Origin of the sequence: Antrihabitans cavernicola, assembly GCF_008297975.1 — a bacterium.
Taxonomy (GTDB): Bacteria; Actinomycetota; Actinomycetes; order Mycobacteriales; family Mycobacteriaceae; genus Antrihabitans; species Antrihabitans cavernicola.
Genome location: NZ_VLNY01000001.1, coordinates 284,347 through 302,785 on the forward strand (window position 1 = coordinate 284,347; position 18,439 = coordinate 302,785).

12 protein-coding genes are annotated in these 18,439 nt (G+C 64.4%); 2 read left to right on the forward strand and 10 right to left on the reverse strand.

Translation table 11 applies throughout. From position 1 onward, the window contains the following. Window positions 1-4: 4 nt before the first annotated feature. Window positions 5-874, reverse strand: coding sequence for an esterase/lipase family protein (locus FOY51_RS01430; RefSeq protein WP_149428412.1), 870 nt, complete (start codon window positions 872-874; stop codon window positions 5-7). 60 nt (window positions 875-934) lie between these two features. Between FOY51_RS01430 and FOY51_RS01435 the strand changes: the two genes are divergently transcribed. Together FOY51_RS01435 and FOY51_RS01440 are read left to right on the forward strand one after the other, a co-directional pair. Then, window positions 935-1,576 (forward strand): TetR/AcrR family transcriptional regulator, encoded by a 642-nt coding sequence (locus tag FOY51_RS01435; protein ID WP_149428413.1) that lies wholly within the window; start codon window positions 935-937, stop codon window positions 1,574-1,576. 126 nt (window positions 1,577-1,702) lie between these two features. Then, entirely contained in the window at window positions 1,703-2,698 is a 996-nt protein-coding gene (locus tag FOY51_RS01440; protein ID WP_149428414.1) for a hypothetical protein, read from the forward strand. 2 nt (window positions 2,699-2,700) lie between these two features. Here the strand turns inward: FOY51_RS01440 and FOY51_RS01445 are convergent, their stop codons facing one another. The 9 genes from FOY51_RS01445 to FOY51_RS01485 form a co-directional block, all read right to left on the reverse strand. Then, entirely contained in the window at window positions 2,701-4,242 is a 1,542-nt protein-coding gene (locus tag FOY51_RS01445; protein WP_149428415.1) for an acyl-CoA carboxylase subunit beta, read from the reverse strand. Further along, window positions 4,239-9,176: a polyketide synthase Pks13 gene (gene pks13 / locus FOY51_RS01450; protein ID WP_149428830.1), complete on the reverse strand. Its 4,938-nt coding sequence runs from the start codon at window positions 9,174-9,176 to the stop codon at window positions 4,239-4,241. The genes FOY51_RS01445 and pks13 overlap by 4 nt, the downstream gene beginning before the upstream one ends. A 152-nt stretch (window positions 9,177-9,328) precedes the next feature. Then, window positions 9,329-11,227, reverse strand: a complete 1,899-nt coding sequence (gene fadD32, locus FOY51_RS01455; RefSeq protein WP_149428416.1) for a long-chain-fatty-acid--AMP ligase FadD32 — start codon at window positions 11,225-11,227, stop codon at window positions 9,329-9,331. Between the two features lie 180 nt (window positions 11,228-11,407). Next, window positions 11,408-12,400 (reverse strand): LLM class F420-dependent oxidoreductase, encoded by a 993-nt coding sequence (locus FOY51_RS01460; protein WP_149428417.1) that lies wholly within the window; start codon window positions 12,398-12,400, stop codon window positions 11,408-11,410. 93 nt (window positions 12,401-12,493) lie between these two features. Beyond that, window positions 12,494-13,456 carry a cutinase family protein gene (locus FOY51_RS01465; protein WP_149428418.1) on the reverse strand — a complete coding sequence of 321 codons (963 nt, stop codon included), beginning with the start codon at window positions 13,454-13,456 and terminating at the stop codon, window positions 12,494-12,496. A gap of 6 nt (window positions 13,457-13,462) precedes the next feature. Continuing rightward, on the reverse strand, window positions 13,463-14,008 hold the full coding sequence (locus FOY51_RS01470) for a DUF732 domain-containing protein (protein ID WP_149428419.1): 546 nt from the start codon (window positions 14,006-14,008) through the stop codon (window positions 13,463-13,465). Window positions 14,009-14,070: 62 nt separating this feature from the next. Further along, window positions 14,071-15,918: an alpha/beta hydrolase-fold protein gene (locus tag FOY51_RS01475; protein ID WP_149428420.1), complete on the reverse strand. Its 1,848-nt coding sequence runs from the start codon at window positions 15,916-15,918 to the stop codon at window positions 14,071-14,073. 171 nt (window positions 15,919-16,089) lie between these two features. Further along, a complete protein-coding gene (locus tag FOY51_RS01480; RefSeq protein ID WP_149428421.1) occupies window positions 16,090-17,082 on the reverse strand; it encodes an alpha/beta hydrolase in 993 nt (330 codons plus the stop codon). A 197-nt stretch (window positions 17,083-17,279) separates the two neighbouring features. Then, complete coding sequence (locus FOY51_RS01485; protein ID WP_235916025.1) at window positions 17,280-18,326, reverse strand: alpha/beta hydrolase; 1,047 nt, start codon at window positions 18,324-18,326, stop codon at window positions 17,280-17,282. Between the last annotated feature and the right edge of the window lie 113 nt (window positions 18,327-18,439).

Here is an 18,439-nt window from a genome sequence, read left to right on the forward strand (position 1 = left end):
CAGGTTACGAATAGAGCTGATCGACAACCCAGTTCGCGGTGTCCGGGCTCGAGCGAATCGTCGAGTGGTCGACGGGAGGACGGCCGGGAAACAGATCTTCGTAGAACACGTTGGTCACCCCGGGTTCTGTGATGAACGAGCAGGTTCCGGCCGGAGTCGCCAAAGTGTCGGCCTTGCTTGCCAGCACGGCGTAGCGGACGCCTGGCTGCGTGACGGGGCCGTCGACGAAGACAGACTCGTACACCGCCGATCCGGGTGCCATCTGCAAGGTGGTCGCCAGATCAGGCAACAGTTGAGCGAGGATCGGCGCCATGAACGGCAACGTCCGCAGCACCTGCACCGGCGTGATCGGAAGGTTCTTTATTCCTAGCGCAGCAAGCGATCCGGCGCCGTCGCAACCGCCTCCTTCGGAGGCGATGAAGACCGCGTGCTCAACGTTCGGTGCACCGTGGAGCACCTTCAAGTAATAGTTCGCGACGATGCTGCCCGCCGAGTGAGCGACGATGTCGACCTTGCGCGCACCGGTCGTTGCCTCGACCCTGTCGACGAACTGCGCAACCTGGACTGCTGCGGCGGGAATGTCACCGGCCCAACGCTTTCCATCGATGATGCCGCCCTGGAACACGAGCACACAGGCGCCGGCACCCCGCAGGTGCTGCGTCATCACCGCCCACTGCTCGGCGGTTTGCGCAGTGGTTCCATCGGCGCCCGGCAACACGACGACCGGATCGGGCCGCGCCGCGGTAGGTAGGCAACCGATCGGCGGCTCGATAGTCGTCCCGGCAGGTGCCACAGGAGCGGCGCCTGCAGGTGCGGCCGCCAGCACCAACAGCCCGGCAAGCATCCCCGTCACTACGAAACGCGCGAACTTCATGCCGCTCACCCTCCGATACCTTTTGGTATACCGATACCAAAAGGTATCATCACTTCGGCGATGGCAACAGACGAAGCAGAACAGGCGACCGGTCGGCGACGCGCCGAGACCCGACAGCGGCTCCTTGATGCCGCGTTTTCCGTTTTCGCGGCAAAAAGCTTCGGGCGCACGCGAATCGACGATGTCTGCGCCGCCGCGGGCTACACGAAGGGTGCGTTCTACTCGAACTTCTCGTCACTCGAAGAGTTGTTCTTCGAGCTCTACCGCCAACGCTCCCAGCAGGCCGCCGAGCTGACCTTGCGCGTCTTGGCGAACTTGACGGACGATGTCGACGCAGCAATCGCCGAGTGGGGCAACGGTTTGGCCATCGATCGGGATTGGCTGCTGATCAACACCGATTTCGTATTGCATGCGGCTAGGCATCCCGAGGTGGCCGCCGACCTGGCCTACGAGCGGACTCTCCTCCGTGAAGCAACGGCTACCTGGCTCGCCGACTACATCGGCAAAAACATCGATACGTTGCCTGCCGCGCTTCCGACACCGGACGATCTGGCCAGGGCGGTCATGACCGTCTACGACGGCGCCATCTACCAGCTGCTACTCGATCTGGATGCCGACGCCGTCCGCACGCGTTTCATCGGAATCGTAACCGCGCTGACCGGCGCGAGCACGACTGACTCAGGGGTCCATTTCCTCCGTTAGACGTGGTCAGCGGTCCCCCGACTCGAGGTTAACGGCGTTATCCACACGACCTGATCCATCCACAGGGCAATATGTTTGCCCAGGTGACGAGGGTTCCATGTCCGTCGAGTCCGGCACACTTCCGGCATGCACAAGCCACGCTGGTCGTACGCCGACCTCGAAGAGGCGAGCATCGATTGCGTCATCCGATCGACCTGGCTCGCCGAACTCCACGTCCCTGATGGCACTGTTGTCCGCAAATGTCGTCCTGGAGGACCGTGGCAGCGCCTCCTACCCGGAATAGTGCTGCTGCACAACGCAACTCCCACACAGCACCAGCGTATCGTCGCCGCATCGCTGTATGCCGGCGAGGATTCGCTGCTCACGGGCTACGCCGGCCTTGCCGCACATGGCTATTCGCGATGGAACTCGGCAGACGTCCATATCCTGATTCCCCATGCTCGCCGACGATCGTCGGCCGGCTTCGTCACGATCGAACGCAGTCGACGCATGCCGGATCCGGTACGACGGGGCTCCGTCACGTGCTCGCCGATCACGCGATGCATCATCGACGCGTCGCGACGGATGAAATCGCTCGGCACCTGCCGCTCGCTGTTGGTGGAGCCGATCCAACGCGGTGACACCTCAGTAGAACAACTGGCAGTCGAACTCGCCGCATCGAGTTCGACGGGATCAGCGCTGCCCCGATCGGTACTCGCCGAACTGAGCGAGGACGCGCACTCGGTCGCCGAGATCGCTGCGCAAAAACTTTACAAGAGAGCCGGTTTGCCGAAGATGGTGCACAACATCGACATCTGCGACGGGTCAGGCACCTTCGTCGCAAGGCCGGACGGCTGGCTCGACGACGTCGGACTTGCGTGGGAGATCGACTCCATTCGGTATCACTTCTCTCCGACGCTGCACGCGCAAACGCTGGCACGCCGCGCACGGATGCAGCGGTACGGCATCGTCGTCGTCACGCATCTTCCGAATCAGATCCGCGACGAGCCGGAGGTAGTGCTCGCCGACCTCCGCGACAACTACCGGCACGCAACGCAACGACCCCGCCCGCCGCTCCGAATGCGTGAGCAAGGGGACCCCTCACCACGTCCAACGGAGCTGACGGACCCCTCACTCGCGTAGGGCTAGAGCGGGAAGAGGGAATGCTTCTTCGGGCTCGGCGGGACCTGCTTGTCGCGCAGCAACCGCATCGCCTTGCGAATCTCGAGGCGGGTCGACGACGGCTCGATCACGCCATCGATGTAACCGCGCTCCGCAGCAACCCACGGCGTCGGAATCGTGGCGTTGTAAAATTCGATCAACTGCTTGCGCACGGCAGGGCCGTTCTCGCCTGCCTCTTCGACCTTCTTGCGCCACAAGATGGTGACCGCACTCTCGCCACCCATCACCGCGATCCGGGCGGTTGGCCAGGCGAGGTTGATGTCTGCGCCCAATTGCTTGGACCCCATCACCGCGTAGGCACCGCCGTAGGCCTTGCGCACGATCACAGTGACCTTCGGAACGGATGCCTCGGCGAAGGAGAAGATGAAGCGGCCGCCACGCTTGATGACGCCCATCTTCTCCTGCTCGATACCCGGCAGGAAGCCCGGTGTATCGACGACGAAGACCAGCGGAATGTCGAACGCGTCGCACATCCGCACGAAATGTGCTGCCTTGTCGGAACTTCGAGCATCGAGCACACCGGCGAGGATCAGCGGCTGGTTGGCAACGACACCGACGGCACGGCCGTCGACGCGAGCGAAACCGATGATCAGGTTCTGCGCGACACTCGCACCGATCTCGTGAAATTCACCATCGTCGAAGATGCGGAGCAGCACATCTTTCATGTCGTAGCTGGCGTTGTCCGAGTCGGGGACGATCGCGTCCAGCTCGAGGTCGGTATCGGTGACCTCGGGCTCCAAGCCGGGATTGATGACCGGCGGTTTCTCTTGGCAGCTCGACGGCAGGAAGCTCAAGTAGCTGCGCACCCACTCGAAGGCCGCCTTCTCGTCCTTGGCGACGTGGTGCAGGTTGCCGTACTCGGCCTGATTCTGCGCTCCACCGAGTTCGACGAGGGTGACGTCCTCGCCCATGACATCTCGCACCACGTTGGGCCCGGTGACGAACATGTACGAATCTTCGGTTGCCACAAGCACATCGGTGTTGATCGGCGCGTACACGGCACCACCCGCGCACTTACCGAGAATCATCGAGATGTGCGGCACCAACCCAGAGAGCGGGTAGTGCCTGCGACCGAGCTCCGCGTACCAAGCAAGGGACGTGACCGAGTCCTGGATGCGGGCGCCACCGGAATCGTTGATGCCGATCATGGGGCAGCCGATCTTGATGGCGAACTCCATGATCGCGGCCACCTTGCGGCCGAACATCTCGCCGACGCTGCCGCCGAACACCGTCTGGTCGTGGCTGAAGACCGCGACCGGACGTCCGTCGACCGTGCCGTGACCGGTGACGACGCCGTCTCCGTACAGAGAGTTCGGGTCACCCGGTTGCCGCACCAGTGCACCGACCTCGATGAAGCTACCGGGATCGAGCAGCATGTTGATGCGCTCGCGCGCCGAAGGAATTCCCTTGGCCGCTCGTTTGGCAATTGCCTTCTCGCCGGCCGGTTCTCGGGCGAGTTCCAGGTTCGCTCGGAGCTGCGCAAGTTTTTCGGCGGTTGTGCTCACGCAGAGTCTCCAGACTTGATCGACGCCAATCTCGTGGTCAGGTCGGCGCCGACCTTGGCGATGTAGGGCTCGTCGACGACAGCGATGTGCGTGCCGCCGATCTTGATGACTTCCAGATCCTTTGCCGCGTCGCCCCAACCACCGTCGGGCTTACGGGTTTTCAGTGCAGGCTCCAGCTCGATCTGATCGGCCTCGTAGGTATCGGCCATGTAGAGCACGACCTTGCCGTCGTAGGGCTCCAGCTCCGCGGTCTGGATTGCCCGATTGTCGAGCCACGACGTGCGCTGGTGCTCGATGATTCCGGCGGGAATCTTTGCCCCACTGAGCTTCAGCAGATTCATCAGGATGCCGATCTGCTCCTCGTCGGACTTGGCGGCAGCGAGCTTGTCGTAGGGCACCGGGTAGTCGACGTTGTAGGTCTTGCGCGCGAACGCCGCGTACCGCTTCCAGCGCTTACGCACCTCGTCCTCGGTGTCCGGCACGTGCTCACCGGGCAAGACGGTGTCGAGCAGCCCGACTACGCGAACATCGGCACCGTCTGCCTTCAGCGCACGCGCGACCGCATAGGCCAGCGCACCGCCCAACGACCAGCCGAACAGCACGTACGGGCCGTCGCCCTGAATCGCCTTGATCAGCGGAACGTATTCCGCCGCACGGGTTTCGATGGGACCTTCGGTCCGCTCGAAGCCGTACATCGGGGTGTCGGCGGGGAGCCGTTTGAGCAGTGGCTCGTAGGCGACCGTCGAGCCGCCCGCGGGATGGAACACGAACACCGGTACGGCGTTCGAGCCCTCCGGGCGCTCCCGCAATGTTCGAACGAGGCCGTCGATCTTGTTCTCGTCCTCGAGGAACTTGCGGGTGACGTCGGCCAACTCCTCGATGGTTTCGGAATCGAGAACATCGTCGACGGTGATCTCGCCGCCCGTGCGCTCCGAGAGTCGCGCGGCGAGTTGTTCCGCCTTGTCGTCGTCGAGGATGGGCAGCGTGTTGAAGATCCCCTTCGCCGACTCGCCCGTCACAGCCACCCACGTTGCGTAGGTGAGCCGTTCGGCGGCATCGCGCGGCGGGATCGGGACATCGCCGGACGGCGCTGCAGGCGTTGGTGTTTCGCCCTGCTCGGCCTCGGCTACCGGTGCTTCGGCATCCTTCTCAGCGGTGTCCTTCTCGGCGGCCTGCTTCGCGGCCATCGCCTCGACCTCGTCGCGGTTCTCCACGGCGTAGCGCAGGATCTTGCCGACGTCGGTCATGTTGGCTTCGACCATGGCTTGGAGCTGCAGGTTGGGAATGTCGAACTCGTACTCGACGCGATTCTTGATTCGCATCGCCATCAGCGAATCGAGTCCCAGCTCCACCAGCGGAATCTCCTGCGGCAGATCTTCTTTCGCGTATCCCATCGACTCGGACACGATCTCGGTGAGCCGATCCTCCAGCGTCACCGGGCCATCCGGGTTCCATTTGCCACCAACGGATTCGGAGACCTCGGGCAGCGTTTCGACCGGGCCGGTCGGCTGCTCGGCGATGGGAGCCACCGGAGCAACGACGGGCTCCACGAGAGCAGCACCGGTGACATCCCCCGTCGCTGCGCTCGCCCCGCCAGTAACGACCGAATCGAACAGCAACCGGAAGCTACCGCCGTCACGCGCATGCACCTGAATCGACGCACCGCCCGGATGCGGGTTCAGCGTCGTCGTCAAAGTTCCCTCGGTGGGCGCAGCACTGTGCGGAATCGATGCTCCTAGAGCAACATCCGACATCACCTGCGTGGCAGCCGCTGTCACCAGATCCGCGAGGTCGGTCACCGCGGTGGCCTGCACCTGCCACACGTGCCTGCCGTCCGGGAGCGCAACGTGAGCGCCCGGAACATGGGTATCGCCACTGGAGCCGATCTGCGCGTTGACCCAGTGCTCCCTGCGAATGAACGCGGTGCGCGGGATGTTCGCGTAGTCACCGGGCTCGAACAGCGACGGCAGGTTGACCTTGTGGCCGTGCACATAGAGCTGCGCAAGTGCGAGCAGCACGCCCAGCTCTTCGTCTTCCTTGCGCTTGAGCGTCTGAATCAGTTGAGCATCACTCAGGCCGGCACCGAAAGTTGTTGCGGCAATCTGCATCAGCGCGGTGGGGTGCGGAGCCAGCTCCACGAAGGTTGTGTGCCCGGTTGCCACCGCCTGCTTGATGGCGTTGGTGAAGTAGACCGCGTGCCGCATGTTCTTGACCCAGTACTCGACGCCGTGAATGGGGTCGTGGCCCGCGCGGTAGAACGTCTCCTTGTCGACCGTGGAGTACACGCCGACCTTCAGCTTCTTCGGCTCGATGCCGGCAAGTTCTGCCGCAAGCTCACCGAGCAGCGCGTCCATCTGCGACGTGTGTCCTGCTCCCCTGGTCTGCAGGATCCGGTTCAGCTTGCCCTCGGACTCGGCGCGCGCGGTGATCGCCTCGACCTGCGCTTCGGGCCCGCCGATGACGGTGAGCTTCGGAGCCGCATAGACCGCGACCTCGAGATCCGGATAGTCGTCGAGCACGGCAACGATTTCGTCGGCGCTGTACTCCACCAACGCCATTCGTCGAATGTCGTCGTCGCGAATCATCGACTCGCCCTCGCCCATCAGCCGCGACCGCGCGCAGATCACTCGCACCGCGTCTTCGAGCGGCAGACCGCCCGCGATGTACGCACCCGCAACCTCACCGAGCGAATGCCCGACGACGGCGCCCGGTTCGGCACCGTGGTGTCGCAGCAGCGCAGCGAGAGCAAGCTGAATGGTGAAGATGCCAACCTGCGACGTGCCGACGTCGTAGTCCTGCGCATCGTCGAGGAACATCTCCTTGACGGAGTAGCCGGCCTCGTCGAGGACCAACTCGTCGATCTCGTCGACCGCTGCCGCGAACACGGTGTTGGCCTGATAGAGCTGCTTCGCCATCTTGCGGTGCTGCGCACCGAATCCGGACAGCACCCACACCGGCGGCTGGGTGGCAGGCGAATCGGCACTGAATACGGTCGGCCCACCGGGCTTGCCCGCCGCGACCGCGCGCAGACCCGTGATGGCTTCGGCGTGATCCGTCGCGAGCACCACTGCGCGGGATCGACCGTGATTGCGCTTCGCCAACGCCCGTCCGATGTCGGCGAGCGGGGTATTGCTGCCCTCTTCGGTCTCCAGCCAGTCGGCGAGGGCGGCGGCGGCAGCCTTGCGACGCGACGGCAGGTATGCCGAAACAGCCAAAACCACCGGTAAATCCGCTGAGTCGGGGGCACCCTCGGTGACCTCTACGGCGGCGGGAGACCCCTCACTCACCAATTCGATCGAGTCAGGGGCACCCTCGGTGACGTCTGCGGCGGTAGGGGACCCCTCGCTCACGTACTCCTTGACCACGATGTGCGCATTGGTGCCACCGAAGCCGAAGCCGGAGACCCCGGCGATCGCCTTGCCGGTGTAGCGCGGCCACTCGGTGGCCTCCGGAATCACCTGCAGGTGCGCCTTGTCGAACGCGATGTACGGGTTGGGGCCCACGTAGTTGAGCGACGGCGGCAGCTTGTTCTCCTGCATCGCCAGCACGACCTTGATGAGGCTGGCTGCACCTGCCGCGGACTCCATGTGACCGAAGTTGGTCTTCGCAGAGCCGAGCAGCGCCGGCTTGTCGTCGTCCCGGCCGCGGCCGACAACACGACCCAGCGCGTCTGCCTCGATCGGATCGCCGAGGATGGTGCCGGTGCCGTGTGCCTCGATGTAGTCGACGCCCGACGGCGCGATGCCCGCGTCACGGTAGGCGGCACGCAGCACGTCGGCCTGCGCATCGGGGTTGGGGGCGAGCAGACCGTTGGAGCGACCGTCGGAGTTGACGGCCGAGCCGGCAATCACCGCAAGAATGTTGTCGCCGTCGCGCTCGGCATCCTCGAGTCGCTTGAGGACCACCAGGCCGCCGCCCTCGGCGCGAACCATGCCGTCGGCGTCGGACGAGAAGGCCTTGATGTGACCGTTCTTTGCGACAGCGCCGGTCGAGTCGAATCCCAGGGTGATCATCGGCGCCAGCAGCGCGTTGACGCCGCCGGCGAGCGCAACATCGGCCTCGCCGCCGCGCAGCGCGCGGACAGCCTGATGGACCGCGACCAACGACGACGAGCACGCCGTATCGATGGCGACCGACGGTCCACGGAAGTCGTAGAAGTACGAAATACGGTTGGCGACGACCGCCGACGCGTTACCGGTGAGGCCGTACGCCCGGTTCAAGGCGGGCTCGTTCAGACCGCGATCGCTCAGTGCCAGCCACGCGTAGTCGCTGGTCGAGGTGCCGACGTAGACGCCGACCCGTTCACCTTTGAGGCCGCTGGCGGGAATGCGAGCGTGCTCGAGCGCTTCCCACGCGAGCTCCAGGGCGAGCCGCTGCTGCGGATCGACGCGCCTGCTCTCCGCGGGTGACATCGCGAAGAACTCGGTGTCGAAACTCTTGTAATCGTCTAGGTAGCCGCCGCGGGTGTTGCCTGCCGCCATGGCTGCCGCAAGATCCGGGTCGCCTTTGAACTCGTCCCAGCGGCCTTCGGGAAGGTCGGAGATACCGTCGCCACCGTCGATGAGGAACTGCCACGTCTCCTCGGGCGTGAAACCGGCCTTCGGGAAACGTGTCGACAGGCCGACGATCGCAATGTCGTGCGAGTCGGTCGTCGGGGCCGATGTGTAGAAATCGTCTTCGTCGTCCTCCGGCACGTCCGGCTCGCCCTCGATGATGCGGGTGGCCAGCGTCGCGATGGTCGGATGCTGGAAAACGACGGTGGCGGTGAGGATGACACCGGTCAGTTCCTCGATCTCACCGCTCAGCGCGATGGCGTCACGGGAAGACAGGCCGAATTCTTCCATCGGGCGGTCGTCGGAGATGTTCTCCGCGGGCTGACCCGTCGCCTCGGCAACCCAGTTGCGCAGCCAGGTGCGCAGCTCGGCAACGGTCATATCCGTGCCGTCAGGATGTTCGCCCGATGCGACCCGCTCGTCGCCCACCGCGTCTTGCTCGGCGACAACTTGATCGTCCGACGCGGTCGTCTGTTCTTCGGCCATCAGCTCAAGTTACCTGTCCGTTTGGCGGTCAGCTTTCGACCGCTTCGTTACTCGTCGACACTGTCGGGGAACGCCTGCTGCGTATACCCGCCGCGCAGGGTGCCCTCCAGATACGCCGCTTTACAGGCGCGCCGGGCGATCTTGCCGCTCGATGTGCGAGGAATGGAACCTGCAGGCACCAGCAGGACGTCGCGCACCGTCACACCGTGGCGCGTCGCGATCGCTGTGCGAACGTCGTCGGCGATCGGCTGGGGATCGGCCTTGCCCGCACCAGGGCTGCGCTCGCCGACGATCACCAGTTGCTCCGACTGATCGTCCGCGTCGAACTTCAGCCCCGAGTGGCTGGTGTTCTCGAATACCAGCGACGGCAGCTGATTCGCGGGCACAGAGAACGCGGCAAGGAAGTTCGGACGCAGCGCGGTGCTCGCTTCCTGCGCCGAGTACTCCAGGTCCTGCGGGTAGTGATTGCGACCGTCGACGATCACCAGGTCCTTGACGCGACCGGTGATGTACAGCTCGCCGTCGACGTAGACGCCGTAGTCGCCGGTCCGCATCCAGTCGGCGTCGTCGGCCGCACCGGCTGCATGACTGCCGTCGGCAAGCCGGTTGGTCAGCTTGTTCTGGAAGGTCTCCACGGTTTCGTCCGCCCGGCCCCAATAGCCGATGCCCATGTTGGCACCGTGCAGCCAGATCTCGCCGACGTGATCGTCGGCCTGCTCGGCCCCGGTCTCCGGATCGACGATCGCCGCCCACTGGCTGCGCGCGACATAGCCGCAGGACACCTGCGGAATCGCACCGTCGGCCGACTTGTCGACCTTCACGATCGTGCCCGCGTTGAGCTTGTCGCGGTCGACGTAGATGATCTTCGCCTCGTCCGAGTGCCTGGTCGAGGACACGAACAAGGTGGCCTCGGCCATGCCGTACGACGGTTTGATGGCGGTCTTCGGCAACCCGTAGGGCGCGAAGGCCTCGTTGAATTGCTTCATCGACGACGTGGTGACCGGCTCGCTGCCGTTGATGAGGCCGATCACGTTGGACAGGTCCAACGTCTCGCCGTTCTTCGGGAGTCCACGGACGGCGGCGTGCTCGTACGCGAAGTTCGGTGCCGCGGCGAACGTGCCCGCGCCGTCGGCGACCGCGGCGAGCTCCTTGATCCACCGACCGGGACGACGCACGAACGCAACCGGCGACATGATGGTGATGTACTTGCCGCCCAGCGCAGGCAGGATCACCGTCAGCAGGCCCATGTCGTGGAACAGCGGCAGCCAGGTGACGCCGCGCGAGTTCTCTGTGAGCTGGATCGAGTCGATCATCTGCAGGGCGTTGGTGCCGACCGCGCGGTGGGTGATCTCGACGCCGGCGGGAACGCGCGTGGAGCCCGACGTGTACTGCAGGTACGCGATGTCGTCGATCACCATGTCGGGGCGCACCCACGAGTCGCCGATGCTGTCCGGGATCGCGTCGACGGCGATGATGCGCGGGCGCTCGGCCGCAGGCAGCGCACGGAACAGCTGGCGCACACCGGCGGCCGACTGCGTCGCTGTCAGAATCGCGGACGGCTTGCAGTCGCCGAGCACGGCGTGCAGGCGATCCGAGTGACCGGGCTCGTCGGGGTCGAACAGTGGAACCGCGATGGTGCCCGCGTAGATGGCAGCGAAGAACGAGACAACGTAATCGAGGCCCTGCGGCGCAAGGATGGCGACCCGGTCGCCCGGGCTCGTCACCTGCTGCAGCCGGCCTGCGACGGCGCGCAGCCTGTTGCCGAACTCACGCCACGTCAGCTCGTGGACTTCACCGTCGGACTCACGGGAGTAGTCGATGTATCGGTAAGCCAGATCGTTCGCGTCGTTGCGCGTGTGCGCCTCGACATGGTCGACCAGAGTGCGACCCTCGGGGATGAAAAGATTCCCCTTCGAGTCGACGTAATCATCGAACTTTTCGTCCATTCCTTCTCCTCCGAAGCACGCTCGCAGCCATTTACAGACGCAGCTGCGTCCCGACTTGCTTCGCCCTCGGGTGCTAATACAACGCACGAACTGCCGTACGAAATTTGTGGGCTATCGAATCCGGGTGGCCTTCTGGCTACATGTCTTCAAACCAGAAACATGTTACAGATGTAATAACGCCTACTCACCCCGCAACAGCGGAATGATCGGCGCAAATGCATCCATCTGGGTCGGGAAGACACCCACGTACGACATCGACGTCTTGGCGCGAACGTCTCTGATCTGATCGGCGATCTCTTCGAAAGTTCCGATCGCGATGTACGGCGAACCCAGTATGTCGTCCGACGACAGCGTGACATCGGCCGCGATATTGGGCACGATTCCCGTGTCCAGCGCGTTCAATGCCATCTCGGCGACCTGCTCACGGTCGTCGGTGATGACGATCATGGTGATGGTCCAGCTCAACTCGATGTCGTCGAACCGCTCGCCCGCGGCTTCGCGGATCAGGTTCACCCGTTCGATCGTCTTGTCCATCGTGACGCCGGACACCAACACCTTGCCCTCGGAATCGGTGGGCGCGGCGACCGAGATGATGTCGGCGTGTTTCGCTGCCAGCGCAAGCATCTTGGGTCCACCGGCACCGACGGCGATCGGCGGACGTGGGCCCTGCCGCGGCCGCGGGCTGCCCTTGAGTCCCTTGATCCGATAGTGCTTGCCGTCGAAATTGCACTCCTGCCCGCGCAGCAGCACGTCCAGAATCGTCAGCGTCTCGTCGAGCTTCTCGATGCGCACCGCGGGCGAGTCGTAGGCGATGCCGCCCTTCTCGAACTCTTCCTTGGCGAGACCGGCGCCCAGACCCAGCTCGAGGCGACCGCGCGAGAGCACATCGATGGTCGCGGCGTCCTTGGCCAGCACGGCGGGATGACGAAAACCGTTGGCCAGCATCGCGGTACCGAGGCGGATCTTCTCGGTGGCCTGCGTCAGCGCGCCCAGCGCCGCGATGGGACCGACCTGGTTGCCCAGCTGATCGGGAATCATGAAGGTGTCGAAGCCGTATTCCTCGGCTTGCTGAGCGAGCTTGACGAACTTGCGGGCACCGCCCTCTTCGGGATTGCCCTCGCCTCCGGCGGCGAAGCGGAACTTACGCGGCGCCTTGTCGGCGGCAGAAGTCATCGATCACGTCTCCTGAAATCGTGTCACGTTTGTGCGCACTCTATCCGTTGACGCCTGCCGAACCTATTCGGGCCGATGCCCCGAATACCAAGGTCAGGAGTGCGCCGGAGTCGGCGCTTTGTCGATCAAATCCGCAGCCCAGCGCTCTGTCCACTGCGTTGCAGTAGTCCCGTCCTGCTCGACGGCAAAGCTGTTGTACAGCGAATGCACAGGATTTCCGTAGGCACCTGCCAGCGCGGCGAGGCTGCCGGGAATGTTGAGTGGATTCATCGCAGACTTGGGTGCCGTGCAGATCAGGTCGCCGGGTGCGCAGATCGAGTTGACGCGATCACCCAGTGCGCCGAAGCCGCCACGCGGTCCGGTCATCGTGATCCCTGGCAGGTTGACGCCCTTGAGTGCGACCTCGGCGCCCACGCCGTCCGGATCGGGGCCGATCGGCTTGGCATCGCTGTCTCGACGACCGTCGGCGATCAACGTCACGCCGAGCACCTGGTTGGCGGGCGCCGGACCCTTGTCGGCGCCGATCTGCGCCGCGAGATCGCCCGCGATCACCGCGCCCTGGGAGAAGCCGACGATCACGAAATTCGTGAGCGGGCAGTTGGCGTGCATACCCGCAACCACATCGTTGGCACGCTTAGCGCCTTCGCTGCGGCTGACGTTGTAGGACGCCTGCCCGTCCGGCGGCAGCGCGACCGGATTGGAGAACTGAGCAACGTACGGAATCGTGTAGACGTCGGCCCGCGACGCCGGGAACTGCTGCTGTAGCGGACGAGTGACGTTGGCTATCAACGACTTCGGGTTGAACGTCGGATTGTGCGGGTCGTCTGCCGAGCTGGACTCCCACGTTCCCGGAATCGCGACCACCTGAACGTCCGGGCAACTCGCGGGCTGGCTCTGGGGCTGGCCCGGGCCGGGCGTCGGGCCCGGAACGGGTGTCGGCTCGTTGAGTCGGCCCGCCGCCAGGTACCAGATCAAGGCAATGACGAGCAGAAAGACGACGACGAGCGCAACGAACAGCGCGAGCAGTTTTCCGAAGGAACGCTTTTTCCGAGCCATGACCGCCTACTTGCAGTACGTCTTCTGGGCGGCATCCTTGTAGATCTTTGCGGCATCCGCGGGTGCCATCTGAGACCCGGCAAGGTTGAGTTCCACGCCCGCCATCGCGGTGACCGTGGTGTCCATCTGATCCGGCGTGCTGCCGTCGCGGATGGATGCGCAGATGAAGTTGGCGATGGCCACCGCGTTCTCACCGTTGCCGGACGACTTGACGCCCGCCTTGTCGAGTTCGGCGATCAACGCCTGGTTCCGCGAATCGACGGGTGCGGATGTCGGGCCGGGGAATCCACTCGGCACGGGCTGCGGCTGCTCGGGCGGCGCGGTCGCGGCAGCGCCTGGGCTCGTCACCGGAGCATCCGAACTCGGTGCGTCGGAGCCCTGCGCCTTCGACGATTTCGCCGCCGCCGATGTGGTGGACGCAACACTGGCCTGGGTTGGGCTTCCGGTCGCCGTCGAGTCGTCGCCACCACATCCGGCGAGCAGGCCGCTGGCGGCCGCGACCAGCGCGAGCGCGGCAACGGTGCGGGCGGTGATGAAACGGAGCTCAGTCATTCCTGGTCAGTTCCTTGATTGTCGGGTTCGGTCCAGGCTACGCATGTGAATCACTGCCGGGCCTAATGAACCTCGCCCTTGCCGTCCTTCACGGTGATGTAGCCGAGTTGGAAGTTCTGTTGGACGCCGCCCGGGATGGGGAACTCGTCGCCGGTCGGGAAGCCGAGCCTGCCGTTCTCGTATCCCACGCTCTTCCAGGCGTCGAACATCGGGCCGTTGCGAATCGCCCATGCGCCGGACAGCGGGCTCCAGTAGATGTTGCCGCCCTCGAACTGATTGAACTTGCCGAAGTCTTTGACCCCGACCTCACTGGTCTTCGGGAAGCCGAGCCAGCTGTCCTCGAATCCCATCTGGCCGTACTTGGCCATGATCAGACCCTGCACCGCGTTGGTGCCCGCACCGCTGGAATACATGGCACCGATCTCGAAGCCCTGAACCGCACCGTCCTTGTTGGGCGTCTTGATCTCGTCGGCAACCGGATAGCCGAGCGGACCGCGTTCGTAGCCCTGCTTCGCCCATTCCGCCAAGATATTGCCGCGCACCGCGTGAGCACCGGTCTGCGGCGTGAAGTAGATGAAGCCGTTCTGGAATTTCTGGAACCGGCCGCGCCCGTCCGGCGCACCCAGCTCATCGCTCACGGGGAGTCCGAGCGGTCCGCCCGGGCCGCCGTTTTGCTGGTAGGCACCGCTGATCGCACCGCCGACGGGATGGGCTTCGGTTCCGGAGGAAAACACCTGACCGAACCGGAAATCTTGTGCGACACCGCCTGTGACGTTGTACTCACCCGTCAGGCAGTCACCGAGCCAGTTGTTGGCGGTGACAACGCCCGCGATGGCACCACCCTGATTGCAGGCAGGCTTGTCGGCCGCGACGTTGAGCGCCGCAGCCGCCTGCGGCCAGGATTGACGCATCTCGAAGTCCCAGTACGGCCACGAGTGCGTGCCCGACGGTCGATAGTTCACCTGCGCCGGAATGCCGAGCTTGTTCAGCTTGGTCGCGAAGTTCTGCGACGTCAGGCGGGCCAGAATCTCGAGTCCCATGCCTGCGAAATTGGTGCTGACACCGGGGATTCCGGTCGGCTGGTCGAACGGACCTGTCATGCCGCTGCCGCTGGAGACGTAGAGGCTGACGCCCTTGAGCTTGTCGGCGATGGTGTACGGATCATGTTCTGCCCAAGCCGAATTGGACGGCGGACCCCACATGTCGGCGGAGTTGAAACCGCCCGCATCGTTCATCGCGTACTGGATGGCTTGCGGCATTCCGAGCGAGGTGGTGGTCAGGAATCCGGAGTACGACGCGGCGTACTTGAAGAATCCCGGGTTGCGAGCGGTCAGCGCCATGGCGGCGGTGCCACCCATCGACAGACCTTCGACACCGCGGACATCCGTTGTGCGCCATTGGCTTTCGAGCAACGGTGGCAGTTCCTTGGTGAGGAACGTTTCCCACTGGTAGTTCTTGCCGTTGTCCTCGTTGAGCCAGTCGGAGTAGAAGCTCGACTGGCCGCCGATCGGCAGGACGACGTTGACATTCTTGTCGGCGTAGAAGGATTCGGCCTTTGCGTCGAGCGTCCAGCCGCTTTCCTTGTCCGTCGCGCGGAGCCCGTCGAGCATGAAGAGAGCCGGGAACTTGGCCTGCGAATCCTTGTTCCAGTCGCGGGCGAGGAGTAGCTGCACCTGAACGGGCGTCGCCATCGACGGCGAGTTGATCCACAGGGAGACACGACGATCCGTCAGCCAGACGACTTTCTGAATGGTCGCACCGGCGGGTGCTTGAGTCCGATCGGGAGCAGCCGAAGCCGTCGCAGGCTGAACACCTGTCGCGGCACTCAGGACGCCGGCGCCGAGCGGCAGCACGAGCGCCGCTGCGCACACTCCAAATACCCGGGTGCGGATTCCGTGTGCGCGTCGCATCCGGTGTGCCTCGCTTTCATGTGGAACTGGAAACGCTTTCGCGCGGACAGGCCCCGACTGAACAGCCTTTCGTGCAAGGTCTTTTCTACCCGCAACGACCCGCAAAACCTGGTAGGACACGCAACAGCCCCGCACACCAGTGTGGCGTGCGGGGCTGTTGTGACGTGGTTCTCAGTGCGCGTTCAGCACATCCAGAATCTGGTTGCGTGAGTTGGCAAGCTCGTTCTGCCAGTACGGCCACGAGTGCGTTCCGGAGGCCGGGAACTCGAAGCGAGCCGGGATGCCGAGGCTGGCCAGTCGGACCTGGAAGGCGCGAGTGTTGACCAGCGCGAGGGCCTCGAGAGCCATGGCGTTCGCCGTGTTGTACACGCCGATCGCCGAGTTCGGGTGATCGTAGGGTCCGGGGAGTCCGCTCGATGCCGAGATGTACATCGACAAGCCGTTGAGCTTTGGGGCGGACACGAACGGGTCCATATGCAGCCATTGCGGGCTCCACGGCGCGGCCATCGAGTCGACGTTGAAGCGTCCCGCGTCGAGCATCGCCACGCGGATCGCTTCGCGCATGCCGGGAGCCGACATGTTCAGGTAGCCGGAGTAGGAACCGGCGAACTTGAACTGATCGCGGTGGTACGCGGCCAACGTCATGGCGGCGCTGCCGCCCATCGACAGACCTGCGACGGCGTTGTTGGTCGGCGAAACGCCGTAGTTGGCGAGGTAGGCGGGAAGTTCCTTGGTCAGGAAGGTCTCCCACTTGTACGTCGACTTCTGCCCGTTGGTGTTGCTGGGCGCGTACCAGTCGGCGTAGAAGCTCGACTGGCCGCCGACCGGCATCACCAGGGTGACGTTGTCGTTGCGGAACTGGTCGAGCGCGTTGGTCTCGAACGACCAGGCGTTGCGGTCGTCGCGGGCGCGGAGGCCGTCGAGCAGGTAGAGAGCGGCGTTTCCGCCGTGCGCGGCCCACTGCACCTGCACCTTGATCGGACCCATGCTGGACGGAACCTGCAGATCCTCGACGCCGCCTGCCGGCGTGCGGTGGGCCGTGACCGGCGCCGCGGTCGCAACTGCCGTGCCGACGATCCCGGCGGCCATCGGTAGCACGAGTGCCGCTGCGCCGACAGCGAGAATCTTCTTTTTCCAGCTTCGGTCCGCGTTACCTAAACGCATGGATACAGCTCTCTTTCTGCTTCTGCGATGCCCGCATGAGCGAACTTGCCTACTGCAACGGACACCGCCGCCGTGTGCCGTGGTCCGGTTACGAAAACCAGGCCACGGCACACGGCGGACAGTGAGATGACTATGAGGTCACACTGCGTTGGGAGGACAATATTCGACCGTCGCCCGCAGTGCCAACTCCGTGACGACTACCCGATATGGGCGCTCAGGTCCGGGGTCATCTTGAAGACCTCGTCCTGCCAGTAGCCCCAACTGTGGGTGCCCACGTTCGGAAAGTCGTAGGTGACGTTGTTGGCACCCAACGACGACATTCGGAGTTGGAATGCCCTGGTGTTGACCAAGGCGATGGCCTCCAAGCCCATAGCGTTGCCGGTGTTGAAGTAGTCGATCGGCGACATCGGGCGATCGAACGGACCCGGCAGACCACTACCCGCGGAGATCCAGAGTCGAGTGTTGTGGGCCTTGAGCGACGGCGCGTAGACGAACGGATCGTTACGAAGCCACGCCGGGTCCCACGGCGGGCCCCACATGGCGTCGATGTTGAAGCCGTTCTGGCTGAGGAACGCGGCACGCATGCCCTCTTTCATGCCCGGCGCCGAGATGTTCAGGTAGCCGGAGAACGAACCCGCATAGGAGAACTGATCCGGGTGGTAGTTCGCCAGCGTGAGCGCGGCGCTGCCACCCATCGACAGACCGAAGACGCCGTTGCGGGTCGGGCTGAACCCCAGCCGGGCGGCCATGGCGTTGCGCAGATCGTGGGTGAGGAAGGTTTCCCAGGTGTAGCGGTTGCGCTGGCCGACGTCACCCGCGCCGCCCGAGAGGCTGGCGGCCCCCAGGAACGTGCTCGGTGCGTACCAGTCGCTGTAGAAGCTGTTCTGCCCGCCGACCGGCATCACCACGTTGATGTTCGCGGCAGCCAGCGTGCGGCCGACGTCGGTTTCGATTTCCCAGCCGTTGAGGTCGTCGCGGGCGCGGAGACCGTCCAGCGCATAGACGACGCGGTTGGTGTTGCCGTCGTAGGCGCGGAAAATTCTGCTTTTGATCGGCCCCATGGTGACGGAGTCGACCCAGAAGTCCTGCCCTGCGGGATTGAAGGCCGCCGAGGCGGTTGCGGTGTTTCCGAGGACCGCAATGCCCAGCGGCATCAGCAGCGCCATGGTCAGGGCTACGGAAATCCGCTTCACTACTGCCCGCCTGGTAGTCCCCGGGCGTCCGCGTTCTGTGACAGCTCGCATCGACTCAGCCTTTCGCTCACGCGGTCGTGCGACCGCATCCGTCAGCACATGGTCGGCAGTCCCCCCGATGTTTCCAGAGTCTCTGATGTGGCCAGAGTTACTGGTGTGACTGT